The sequence below is a fragment of the Aeromonas sp. S41-2 genome (genome assembly GCF_027705845.1).
Taxonomy (GTDB): domain Bacteria; phylum Pseudomonadota; class Gammaproteobacteria; order Enterobacterales; family Aeromonadaceae; genus Aeromonas; species Aeromonas hydrophila.
On the sequence record NZ_JAPDCG010000005.1, the window covers coordinates 134,758 to 145,960 of the forward strand.

The following is an 11,203-nucleotide window of genomic DNA, read 5'->3' on the forward strand; positions in this document are numbered from 1 at the left end:
GAGTACATCATGCAGATCATTGCCCATCGCGGTGCCAGCGGACTGGCGCCGGAAAACACCCTCAAGGCCATCCGGCTGGCACTGGCGCTCGGCGCCGGGGCCATCGAGATCGATGTGCAGCTGGCCGACGGCGAGCTCTGGGTGTTCCACGACCGGCGGCTGGAGCGCTGCACCGATGGTAGCGGCGTGTTGACGGCCCAGTCGCGCGCCTATCTGGCGAGCCTGGATGCCGGTGAGGGAGAAGGGATCCCGACCCTGTGGCAGGTGATGGAGGCGATTGCTGGCCAGGTCGAGCTGCATATCGAGCTGAAAGGAGCACAAACAGCCGACGAGGTGGCCCGACTGACCCGGCGTGCCGAGGCCGAGCTTGGCTTCGCGCCCACGCAGTGGGTCGTCTCCTCCTTCCACCACCCGGAGCTCGCCCGCTTTGCCACCCTGCGCCCCGACATCCGGTTGGGGGCACTGACTTCCACCATTCCTCTCACCCTCGCCAAGTTTGCAGCCGAGCTGGGGGCCTGGTCGCTCAACTGCGACGTGGATTTTGTCGATCAGTCGCTGGTGCAGGATGCCCACGACCACGGGCTCAAGGTACTGGTCTATACGGTCGATGAAGCTGCCGATCAGGCGATGCTGGCCGCCATCGGCGTCGATGGCATCTTTACCAACCGGCCGGACCGCTTCCTGCCGCCGGCCAAAAACGGACTCATTGTGCCAGGGGGAGTTCGATAACCGCTGATTTAAGCTATAAATTTAAAGGCGCACCGGGATACAAAAAGTTCTACTTTGGCCGATACAGTGTTGGCCCATAACAATAAAACCACACATCGCAGACTGACGCTCACAAGGATGTAAACATGAACTTATCCATCAAGAACAAGCTTGTCCTCGCCATCGGGGTCATTATCCTGGTCATCACCGGCCTGCAGGTCTGGTACAACACCACCCAGCTGAGAAGTGAAACCCAGCGCCTGATCTGGAGCTTCATCGACGACAGCTCGGTCTCGAACGTGAAAGGCATCTCCCGCTGGCTGGACGCCCGCATCAGCATGGTCACCTCCACCAAGGAGGCCTTCGCCAAGGAGGACGAACCCATCAGCCATCTGGCCCAATCCATGAATGCCGGCAACTTTGACCTGGTCTACGTCGGCACCAAGGATGGCAAGATGATCCAGAGCAAGCCGACCGATCTGCCGGCCGGCTATGACCCTCGTCAACGCCCCTGGTACAAGGACGCCATGGCCGCCGGCAAGCTGGTCATCACGGAGCCTTACGCCGACATCACCACCGGCCAGCTGATCATCACCATCGCCGAGCCCTTCACCCGGGGCAATACCCAGGGGGTCATCGCCGGTGACGTTTCCATCGATGCGCTGGTACGCGATGTGCTGGCCATCAACTCGGAAGGGACCTACGCCATCCTGGTGGACAGCAACGGCACCATCATTGCCCACCCGGACAAGGAGCTCGCCCTCAAACAGGCGACCGCCATCTCCCCCGAGCTGACCGCCGCCAAGGTCAACGAGCTGGCCCATGACAACACCATCTCCGAGATGGAGATCAGCGGTAAACCCAGCGTGTTCGACCTGACCGAGATCCCCAACACCAACTGGTATTTCGGCATAGTGGTGGATGAAGCGGTCGCCTATCAGTCCGTCTCCCGCATGGTGACCTCCGCCCTGCTGCAAGGCCTGCTCACCATCCTCATCGTCGCCGGCTTCTCCTATGTCGCCATCAACGGCTCGCTGGCCCCGCTGAAAACCCTGGGCGAAGCGATTGCCGATCTCTCCCGCGGCAACGGCGACCTGACCCGCCGCGTCAAGATCGAGCGTGAAGACGAAGTGGGTATCGTTGCCAAGCACGTCAACACCTTCATCGACCGGATCCACGTGATGGTGCAGGACATCTCCAACTCCTCCGGACAGCTGAACCAGCAAGCCAAGTCGTCCCACAACATGGCGGAAAAATCGAGCCAGGGTCTGGCTCGCCAGCAAAACGAGATCTCCCAGATCGCTACCGCTGTGCACGAGATGTCCGCCACTGCGGTGGAAGTGGCCAGCAACGCCGAGCAGACCGCCGATGCGGCCCGCAGCTCTTCCAGCAGTTGCGAGCACGGCAAGCAGGTGATCGCCCGCAACCAGCGCTCCATCACGGATCTGGCCACTCAGGTCAAGCAGGCCTCCGGGATCATTCAGGAACTGGAAAAGAACGCCCAGGAGATCAACACCATCCTCTCCACCATTCAGGGCATCGCCGAACAGACCAACCTGCTGGCGCTGAACGCCGCCATCGAAGCGGCCCGGGCTGGTGAACAAGGTCGCGGCTTTGCGGTGGTGGCCGATGAGGTGCGCGTGCTGTCCCAGCGTACCCACAGCTCCACCGTCGAGATCCGCAGCATGATCGAAACCCTGCAGCGCAACACCCAGGGCGCCGTCAGCACCATGCACGAGGGTCAGTTGCTGGCCCAGAACAGCGTGGAAGATGCCAACGATGCCACCCAGGCACTGGAGCAGATCACCGCCTCCATCAACCAGATCTCCGACATGGCCACCCAGATCTCCAGCGCCGCCGAGGAGCAGCGGGCGGTGACCGACGAGGTCAGCCGCAACATCCAGGCGGTCAAGGATGTCTCGGACGAGCTGGCGGTCGATGCCGACAGTTCGCGCCATCTGTCTGAACAACTTAAAAATATTTCAGGTGAACTGAGCAATCAGGTCGGCATGTTCCGGATCTGATCAACCGAAATCAAAGGGGCCACACAGGCCCCTTTTTTTATGAAAAAATGCTTTTGTTTCAATAGTTATTACCACATCAACCATCGGGACTATGAGGATGGAAATCCCCATACGAAACGGTATCTCGTCATAAAGCAACGCATCAAGGTCGACATTCGGATTAGTTTTTTGAACTCAAGCACAGTATTGTTCTATCCGTGAATAATTCTTATTAAATATTTTTGATAAAAAACTTAAAAACTTTATGGGTAATACCTAAAAAGAGAGGTGTTTCTCATTTTTTTGAAAGAAAACTACGTATAATCCTGAGCTTAAAATAACCATAGCAATGACAGCGGCTGATACCGATAACTGAAGGATGGCGATAATTACGGCGTTTTCATCCAAGGAATGGGGTGATTTTGATAAAAGTCACCATTGCCAAGCACTAAAACAAACCAGTTTGACTTGCATCAAGCCTGAATTTTTTTCATAGAGCAAAATCGTGCCCAGCAAATCTATCCCTAAGGAGGCAGATGTGGATATTATCAAGACCGATGTCGCCATCATCGGTGCTGGTGGCGGTGGCCTGCGTGCCGCAATCGCCATAGCAGAAGCCCACCCGGAGCTGGAGATCGCCCTGATCTCCAAGGTCTACCCGATGCGCAGCCACACCGTGGCCGCAGAGGGCGGTGCCGCCGGTGTCGTCCGTGATGATGACTCCCTCGAAAACCACTTCAACGACACCGTATCCGGTGGCGACTGGTTGTGTGAGCAGGACGTGGTCGACTACTTCGTCAACAATGCCACCAACGAGATGATCCAGCTGGAGCACTGGGGTTGCCCCTGGAGCCGCAAGCCAGACGGCAAGGCCAACGTGCGTCGTTTCGGCGGGATGAAGATCCCCCGCACCTGGTTCGCGGCAGACAAATCCGGTTTCCACATTCTGCACACCCTGTTCCAGACCTCCATCAAGTACCCGACCATCAAGCGCTTTGACGAGCACTTCTGCATGGATCTCATCGTGGAAGATGGCCGCGTCCAGGGCGTGTTGACCTTCGACATCCAGAACGGCATCACCCGCTTCATCCAGGCCAAATCCGTCATTCTGGCCACCGGTGGCGCCGGCCGTGTCTATCGCTACAACACCAACGGCGGTATCGTCACCGGTGACGGCATGGCGCTGGCCTACCGCCACGGCGTGCCGCTGCGCGACATGGAGTTCGTGCAGTACCACCCGACCGGTCTGCCGGGTACCGGCATCCTGATGACCGAAGGTTGCCGTGGTGAAGGCGGCATCCTGCTCAACAAGGATGGCTACCGCTACCTGCAAGACTACGGTCTGGGCCCGGAAACCCCGGTCGGCCAGCCGAAGAACAAGCACATGGAGTTGGGCCCGCGTGACCGTCTCTCCCAAGCCTTCTGGCAGGAGCAGCAAAAAGGCCGCGTGATCCAGGGCCCGATGGGCGATGTGGTTCACCTCGACCTGCGCCACCTCGGCGAGAAGTACCTGAAAGAGCGTCTGCCGTTCATCTGCGAACTGGCCAAGGCCTACGTGGGTGTGGATCCGGTGAAGGAGCCGATCCCGGTACGTCCGACTGCCCACTACACCATGGGCGGCATCGAGACCAACGGTCAGTGCGCCACCCGCATGCCGGGTCTGTACGCCCTGGGCGAATGTGCCTCCGTCGGTCTGCACGGCGCCAACCGTCTGGGTTCCAACTCCCTGTCCGAGATCGTGGTATTCGGCAAGGTAGCCGGCGAGCACGCCGGTGAGTTTGCCAAGACCCAGCAACACGGCAACACCCAGGCACTGGCCGCCAAGGCCGAGGCGCTGATCAAGCAGCACCTCTCCCTGCTCGATATCGACGGTACCGAAAACCCGGCCGATATCCGCAACGAGTTGGGCATGTCCATGGAAGCCGGGGTCGGTATCTACCGTACCGAAGAGCTGATGCAGGGCACCATCGACAAGATCAACGAGCTGAAAGCCCGTTACAAGAAGATCAAGATCAACGACAAGTCCTCGGTCTTCAACACCGACCTGCTGTACGCCATCGAACTGGGCTACATGCTGGACGTGGCCGAAGCCATGGCGCACTCCGCCCTCAACCGGAAAGAGTCCCGCGGTTCCCACCAGCGTCTGGACGGTTACGAAGAGCGTGATGACGTGAACTTCCTCAAGCACACTCTCTCCTTCTACAACGGTGAAGGGGCCCCGACCATCGATTACTCCGATGTGAAGATCACTAAATCCCAACCGGCGAAACGCGTATACGGTTCCGAGGGTGAGAAACAAGACGAGGCTAAGAAGAATGGCTGAGATGATCGAAATTGAAATCCTGCGCTACCGTCCCGAGCAGGATAACGAGCCCTGGATGCAGACCTTCCAGGTGCCCTACCTCAAAGAGATGTCCCTGCTGGATGCGCTGCAATACATCAAGGATCATCTGGACTCTACTCTGAGCTTCCGCTGGTCCTGCCGGATGGCGATCTGCGGCTCCTGCGGCATGATGGTCAACGGCATTCCCAAGCTGGGTTGCAAGACCTTCCTGCGCGACTACCTGCCGGGCAAGATGACCATAGAGCCGCTCAACAACTTCCCGATCGAGCGCGATCTGGTGGTCGACATGTCCGACTTCATCGAGAAGCTGGAGAGCATCAAGCCGTACATCATCCCGGCCGAGCCGCGCAGCCTGTGCGACGGCGAGTACACCCAGACGCCGGCTGACATGGCGAAGTATCACCAGTTCTCCATGTGCATCAACTGCGGTCTGTGCTACGCGGCCTGCCCGCAATATGGCATCAACAAGAAGTTCACCGGTCCGGCAGCACTGGCGCTGGCCTATCGCTACAACGCCGACAACCGCGACAGCGCGTCCAGAGAGCGGATGAAGATCATCAGCCAGGACGAGGGCGTCTGGGGTTGTACCTTCGTGGGCTACTGCTCCGAAGTGTGCCCGAAAGGCGTGGATCCGGCGGCGGCCATCCAGCTTGGCAAGGTCGAGAGCGCCAAGGACTACATGATCGCCATGTTCAAGCCAGATTGAGATCAGGAATGAGACCATGAACAACACCAATAGCAAACGTAAGCCTTACGTCCGCGAAATGAAGAAAGACTGGTGGCTGAAGAATGCCTTCTACACCGGTTACATGATCCGCGAAGGCACCAGCATCTTCGTCTCCATCTACGCCGTCGTGCTGATGTGGGGTCTGTTGCGACTGGTACAGGGTCAGGAGGCGTTCAACGGCTGGCTGGAATCCCTGCAAAGCCCGATCGCCATCCTGTTCCATGTCATCGCCCTGGCAGCCTGCCTGTTCCACGCCAAGACCTGGTTCGCACTGGCCCCGAAAGCCATGCGCATCTTCCGTGGCGAAGACCTGATGCCGGAGAAGCCGATCGTCATCGCCCAGTATGTGGCGCTGGCGGTGGTATCCCTGCTTGTCCTGATCATCGTGGCCTGAGGAGAAAACCATGAGACGTTCTGACGAACCCAGTTATTGGTGCCTGTTTGGTGCCGGGCTGTCACTCAGAAACGTTGGCCACGATCTCTCAATCATGATTTGAGGAAAAAATATGAGACGTTCTGACGAGCCTATATATTGGGGACTGTTTGGTGCCGGTGGCATGGTGGTTGCCATGCTGCTGCCGGTCATTGTCCTCATCACCGGTCTGCTGGTGCCCATGGGTATCATGGACGTGGAGACCATGAGCTACGAACGCGCACTCGAGTTCGCCAGCTCCTGGTGGGGTGCCTGCATCCTGCTGGTGATCATCGCCCTGCCCATCTGGCACGGCATGCACCGCATCTACCACGGCCTGCACGATCTGGGGATCCACACCACCAAGCTGCACCACTATGTGTTCTATGGCTTCGCCTTCCTGGTGTCCGCCATCACTCTGGGTCTGCTGATGGTACTGGTATTCCAGTAAGCGCATCCTGACGCAATGACAAACCGGGCCAAGCGCCCGGTTTTTTATGCCCCCTCGGCGGCTCACGCCGCAGCCCGATAGCGGGCATGCTCCCTGGCTGTGCCAAGGCACTCAGCAACGTTCAATGCCAACTATCAGCCCCGTCACCAGAGCGTCGGCGCCGGTTCACGGCCGTTTTCCGCGTAGTAGAGCGACGGCAAAAACTGCGCCAGATAGCTGAACTCGCTGTAGCAGTGGCGCATCAAGTTGAAGCCTACCTCGTCCGGTACCTCGTCAAACGGATTGGTACAGGCCTTGCCCAGCAGGAAGCGGCTGCGCAGCACATAGCCATAGGAAGTATCGCGCGCCAGGTGCAGCATCTCGCCATCCAGCGGCGCCCCCTGTTCATCCAGGGCTACCTCGTCGCCAAAGCCGATGCGGGCGCAGATGGAGGCAGAGAGTGCCTGCGTCTCCCGCGCCTCCTGCAGCGGTTGCGGGGCGAACACCTCTTCGGCACAGTGGAACTTGAGGCGGGCCGCCACCGGTGGCAGCTCGGCAAGCCACTCCACCGCATCTATGCTGGCCCCCACATAGCGCTCTCCTCTTTTCCAGTGATGGTCCCAGCCCCGGTGCTCGACGTGGTCGTGCGGGTGCCACCACCTGATGTGCTGGGTCGTCTCGAAGAAGGTGAACCACCAATCCAGCATGCGCCCCTTGCAGCCGTGCAGATCGGTGCGGATGGCGACCGTCAGCAGGCCGTCAGTGCTGCGGGTCAGGCCCATTTCCAGGCGCAGCGGCTGCGGCCTGAGCAACTCATTGATGTCATTGACGCCCCAGGGGGCAAACAGCGGGGAAGTATCCATGATGAGACTCCAACAAATTAGGAAACGAATTTCGTTTCCTAATTTAAGCTATGCCTGTATGCTGGGTCTGTCAATGCTTTCCAGGAGCCCATCATGTCACAGCAAACCGATGAAGAGACACGCTCACGGGGCCGCCCGCTCACCCCGGAAGCCGACCTGCGCGCCGCCCTGGCCGAGGCGACGCTGACCTTGTTGCTCAAGGGGGGCTACGGCGCCGCGACCGTGGATGCGGTGGCCAAGCAGGCGGGAGTTGCCAAGAAAACCCTCTACCGCTTTGCCGCCAACCGCGACGAGCTGGTGGCGCAGGCGGTGCGCAGCTGGACCGATGCCTTTCAACCGGCCTTCGAGCAGGATGCAGCTCACCCAGGCGCGCTGGGGGAGATGCTGCAGCAGGGCTTGCAAGCCATTGCCAGCCAGGTGTTGAGCGCGCAGGCTGTGGGCATGTTCCGGCTGCTGCAGCATGATTTCGCGGGGCGCGATGCCCTGCTGGCGGCCTATCAGGAGAACGGCATTGCCCGCGGCAGGGCGACCCTGGCGGCATGGTTGCAGCGCCAACAGCAACTGGGCTGGCTGCGCGAGCTGGACACCGCCCAGACCAGCGACCTGCTGCTGGCGATGACCATGGCGGAGCCGCTGCGCCAGATGGCGCTCGGCTTGCTGGCACCGGGCAGCGACATCCGCGCGCGTATCGCCGCCGCCGTTGCCCTGGTTCTGCCCGGCCTGGTGCGGGGGTAAACCCCTCGGCAAGGAACCTGCACCACGGCAACGGGCGATGACATCCGAACGCGAAACCTGCCGAAGAGCCGCCGCCAGCCCCCCATCACCACCATAAAAAACCGGGCGTCAGGCCCGGTTGTTGATGGTGGTCACTCTGTCGGCGGCAAAAAGCGGCGCATCACCTCGTCGCTGTAACCGCTGTCCTGAAACTCGATGAACACCTGATTGAGGCGGGTCACCAGCTCATAGGCCCGTGGCGACCCCTTGCTCACCAGCAGATAGAAGCCCTTGCGGCTGGGCAGGGCGAGGTTGAGCAGGCCGCTCTCGCTCTGGTAGATGCCAAGGCCGATGCCGCTCATCAGCGGCTCAATCTCGCTGGGCAAGAAGTCGCAGCGATCGCGCCCCAGCATGTCCAGCGCCTGCTGCAGTTGCTTGACCCGGCGCGGCTCCAGCGCCAGTCCGTAAGGGGCATAGTTGTAGCCGATCACCCCGCACACCCGGGAGCGATTGACCGTCTGCAGATCGGGCGCCTCGGGAAAGCGCCGCTTGAGGTAGAAAAATCCGAGGTGGGTGTAGTAGAGCGGCACGCTGTAGAAGGCATATTCCGCCCGCTCCGGCTTGTAGCTGGCATCCCAGGTCAGCTCGCACAAACGGTTCTGGCGATAATCGGCCAGCTCCTGCTGCACTCGCGCCCAGGGCAGATAACGGATCTTGTAGGGCAACCCGAGCTTTTGCAGGGCCTCGAGCACCTGGGTCGTGGCGGAGCCGGTGAGACGGCGGGTGTCGGGCATGCCATCCTTGCGCTCCCAGTAGGTAAAGGGGGCCCACTCGTTGCCCTCCCCCAGACAGATCTGCACCTCGGGCTGGGCCGCCTCCACCAGCCCGGCCAAACCCCATCCCAGCAGCAACAACATGGATCGCGTCATCGTCTCCCTCCTTCGCTTCCCTTGCAGCTTAGTTCAGGTGGGGATGACGATCCCCGTCAGGGTGCTCCCTCCTGCCACAGGGCCAGCAGGGGTGCGGGGATGGCGCCGTAGCGCAAGGTCGGGGTCTGGTGCCAGTCGGCCAGCCGCTGCAGCGCTTTGGCCAGATCCTGCGCCAGGGTCCGGGTCACCCTGACTCCCGCTTCCAGATAGAGGCTCTTGATCTCGAAAATCCCCTGCTGGCGATGGGCCTTGGCGTCCATCCTGCCCACCAGCTTGCCGCGATGCAGCAGCGGTAGCACGAAGTAGCCGTACTGGCGCTTGGGCGCCGGGGTGTAGCACTCGATGCGATAGTCGAACTGGAACAGCTCGCTGGCCCGTTTGCGATCCCAGACCAGCGGATCAAACGGCGACAGCGCCGTGGTGTGGCTGGCCTTGAGGGTACCGGACTGGGCCTGGGCCAGCTCGTCTGCCAGCGAGCCGTGCACAAAGGCGCCGTGCTGCCACCCCTCCACCCGCACCGGCAGCAGCTCTCCCTCGTCCGCCAGCTGGTGGAGCAGGGCGTCGTATTTGCCGCGTCGCAACCGATAGTAGTCGGCCACCCAGCCGGTCTTGACCAGCCCCAGCGCCCGGCAACTGGCTCGCACCATCTCCCTTTGCGCCTGTTCCAGGCTCGGCAGATCCCGCTCGTCGCGCCACTCGGGCATCACCCGCTCGGCCAGATCGTAAACCCGCTGGAAGTTGCGCCGCTCGCGCACCATCAGCTGACCTGCGGTAAACAGCACCTCCAGGTGGCGCTTCTCCGGCTTCCAGTCCCACCAGCCGTTGCCCTTCCCCTCCTTGCGTTCAAAATCCGCCGCCCGCACCGGGCCGTGCTGGCGAATGCGCTCGATGATCTCGCCAATCTCCTGCTGATGGGTGGCGAGCCAGTTGGCCGAAAACTTCCAGCCCATGGCGGCGGGATCCAGCATGCGGTGGCGCAGCAGGCGGTAATCCTCGCGCGGCACGAAGCAGGCCTCGTGCGCCCAGTATTCGAAGATCTCGCCATCGGCCAGCAACTGCTCCAGCCAGCGCGGATCGTACTGCCCCAGCCGGCTGAACAGCACCAGATAGGGGCTGCGGGCCACCACCGAGATGGTGTCTATCTGCAGCAGCGCCATGCGGCGAATGGTAGCCAGCAGGTCGGCCGCTCGCGCCTTGCCGCGGCGTGGCGTCAGCAGGCCCTGGGCCGCCAGTTGCAGATGACGGGCATCCTGCAGTGAAAGATGGGGAATCGACATGACGAACCACTCCTTGGTATCGGGGGGCGGGCGGCGCCTGGGACTCAATGCAGGGAAACAGGCAAGCGGGCCCCGCCAATCAGGCCATCAGCATGCCCAAGCCGCCGCCAAATGAAAATGCCCCGTTCAGGGTTTGGTGATGACCGCCACATCCGCGTGGGGAAACTCGACCTGCGCCTGCCAGCGGGCTGCCAGGGCCCGAAAGGAGGCCTCGGCGAAGAAGACGATGTGGGTCGGATCGTGGCGATAGCGCCACTGCCGGAAGCGCTCATCCCCCAGCACCCGCTGAGTCTGCAGCACCAGCAGGCCGCCGGGCTTGAGGCAGCCCCACAGCCCGTCCAGCACGGCGCGCGGGGTGGCGATGTGCTCGATCACTTCGGTGCTGGTGATGAAGTCATACTGCTGCGCCAGCAGCTCGGGCTCATCGGCATAGAACTTGTCGTAGCCCGCCATCTGGTAGCCCGCCTCGCGCCCCATGGCGATCAGCGCCGGGCCCGGGCCGCAGCCAAAATCGAGGCCGCTGGCTGGCGGAGGCAAACGGCGCTGCACCTCGCCGAAGGCCCGCTGTAGAAACTGGCGATAGCGAGGGTCATCCACCTGGTTGTCGTGGCCGTCATAGACCGCCTTCTCGCGCGCAGGATCCAGGTGCTCGGCCGCATCCAGCCAGACCAGCTCGCAGGCCCGGCAGCGATGGTACAGCTTGCCGGCCACCGGCAGCTCATAGGCATCGGCGGCGCAGCAGAGCGGGCAGGATAAGGGGGTCATGGCATCTCCTCTCGAAAGCGGGGCGGTCAAA

The 11,203-nt window shown here is 61.3% G+C and carries 11 protein-coding genes; 7 read left to right on the top strand and 4 right to left on the bottom strand.

All coding sequences use genetic code 11. The annotated features are described in order from the left end of the window. Positions 1 to 9: 9 nt before the first annotated feature. The 6 genes from OKC44_RS13415 (at position 10) to frdD (ending at position 6,645) form a co-directional block, all read left to right on the top strand. Complete coding sequence (locus OKC44_RS13415; RefSeq protein WP_029304220.1) at positions 10 to 729, top strand: glycerophosphodiester phosphodiesterase; 720 nt, start codon at positions 10 to 12, stop codon at positions 727 to 729. A gap of 125 nt (positions 730 to 854) precedes the next feature. After that, entirely contained in the window at positions 855 to 2,732 is a 1,878-nt protein-coding gene (locus OKC44_RS13420; RefSeq protein WP_029304221.1) for a methyl-accepting chemotaxis protein, read from the top strand. A 517-nt stretch (positions 2,733 to 3,249) separates the two neighbouring features. Next, positions 3,250 to 5,034: a fumarate reductase (quinol) flavoprotein subunit gene (gene frdA / locus OKC44_RS13425; RefSeq protein WP_011706984.1), complete on the top strand. Its 1,785-nt coding sequence runs from the start codon at positions 3,250 to 3,252 to the stop codon at positions 5,032 to 5,034. Further along, positions 5,027 to 5,761 carry a succinate dehydrogenase/fumarate reductase iron-sulfur subunit gene (locus OKC44_RS13430; RefSeq protein WP_011706985.1) on the top strand — a complete coding sequence of 245 codons (735 nt, stop codon included), beginning with the start codon at positions 5,027 to 5,029 and terminating at the stop codon, positions 5,759 to 5,761. The genes frdA and OKC44_RS13430 overlap by 8 nt, the downstream gene beginning before the upstream one ends. Before the next feature lie 16 nt (positions 5,762 to 5,777). Continuing rightward, positions 5,778 to 6,176 carry a fumarate reductase subunit C gene (locus OKC44_RS13435; RefSeq protein WP_270813362.1) on the top strand — a complete coding sequence of 133 codons (399 nt, stop codon included), beginning with the start codon at positions 5,778 to 5,780 and terminating at the stop codon, positions 6,174 to 6,176. A gap of 112 nt (positions 6,177 to 6,288) precedes the next feature. Then, positions 6,289 to 6,645, top strand: a complete 357-nt coding sequence (gene frdD / locus OKC44_RS13440) for a fumarate reductase subunit FrdD (protein ID WP_011706986.1) — start codon at positions 6,289 to 6,291, stop codon at positions 6,643 to 6,645. Positions 6,646 to 6,788: 143 nt separating this feature from the next. On the opposite strand, the gene OKC44_RS13445 is transcribed toward frdD, so the two are convergent. Then, the gene (locus tag OKC44_RS13445) at positions 6,789 to 7,487 is read right to left on the bottom strand and encodes a DAPG hydrolase family protein (protein WP_270813365.1); all 699 of its coding nucleotides are present in this window, start codon (positions 7,485 to 7,487) and stop codon (positions 6,789 to 6,791) included. Between the two features lie 93 nt (positions 7,488 to 7,580). Here OKC44_RS13445 and OKC44_RS13450 point away from each other — a divergent pair, with 93 nt between their 5' ends. Next, a complete protein-coding gene (locus OKC44_RS13450) occupies positions 7,581 to 8,222 on the top strand; it encodes a TetR/AcrR family transcriptional regulator (protein WP_139392668.1) in 642 nt (213 codons plus the stop codon). Positions 8,223 to 8,353: 131 nt separating this feature from the next. On the opposite strand, the gene OKC44_RS13455 is transcribed toward OKC44_RS13450, so the two are convergent. From OKC44_RS13455 to OKC44_RS13465, 3 genes are all read right to left on the bottom strand, one after another. After that, positions 8,354 to 9,130, bottom strand: a complete 777-nt coding sequence (locus OKC44_RS13455; RefSeq protein WP_270813368.1) for a substrate-binding periplasmic protein — start codon at positions 9,128 to 9,130, stop codon at positions 8,354 to 8,356. 56 nt (positions 9,131 to 9,186) lie between these two features. Beyond that, positions 9,187 to 10,407, bottom strand: a complete 1,221-nt coding sequence (locus OKC44_RS13460) for a winged helix-turn-helix domain-containing protein (RefSeq protein WP_270813371.1) — start codon at positions 10,405 to 10,407, stop codon at positions 9,187 to 9,189. Between the two features lie 126 nt (positions 10,408 to 10,533). Beyond that, positions 10,534 to 11,172, bottom strand: a complete 639-nt coding sequence (locus tag OKC44_RS13465; protein WP_270813374.1) for a class I SAM-dependent methyltransferase — start codon at positions 11,170 to 11,172, stop codon at positions 10,534 to 10,536. Positions 11,173 to 11,203: the final 31 nt, after the last annotated feature.

Bases quoted from the DNA above. Each gene is read 5' to 3' on its own strand.
- OKC44_RS13465 (WP_270813374.1), bottom strand. From the start codon at position 11,172: ATGACCCCCTTATCCTGCCCGCTCTGCTGCGCCGCCGATGCCTATGAG.
- OKC44_RS13420 (WP_029304221.1), top strand. From the start codon at position 855: ATGAACTTATCCATCAAGAACAAGCTTGTCCTCGCCATCGGGGTCATT.
- OKC44_RS13415 (WP_029304220.1), top strand. From the start codon at position 10: ATGCAGATCATTGCCCATCGCGGTGCCAGCGGACTGGCGCCGGAAAAC.
- frdD (WP_011706986.1), top strand. From the start codon at position 6,289: ATGAGACGTTCTGACGAGCCTATATATTGGGGACTGTTTGGTGCCGGT.
- OKC44_RS13435 (WP_270813362.1), top strand. From the start codon at position 5,778: ATGAACAACACCAATAGCAAACGTAAGCCTTACGTCCGCGAAATGAAG.
- OKC44_RS13450 (WP_139392668.1), top strand. From the start codon at position 7,581: ATGTCACAGCAAACCGATGAAGAGACACGCTCACGGGGCCGCCCGCTC.
- OKC44_RS13460 (WP_270813371.1), bottom strand. From the start codon at position 10,407: ATGTCGATTCCCCATCTTTCACTGCAGGATGCCCGTCATCTGCAACTG.
- OKC44_RS13445 (WP_270813365.1), bottom strand. From the start codon at position 7,487: ATGGATACTTCCCCGCTGTTTGCCCCCTGGGGCGTCAATGACATCAAT.
- OKC44_RS13455 (WP_270813368.1), bottom strand. From the start codon at position 9,130: ATGACGCGATCCATGTTGTTGCTGCTGGGATGGGGTTTGGCCGGGCTG.
- OKC44_RS13430 (WP_011706985.1), top strand. From the start codon at position 5,027: ATGGCTGAGATGATCGAAATTGAAATCCTGCGCTACCGTCCCGAGCAG.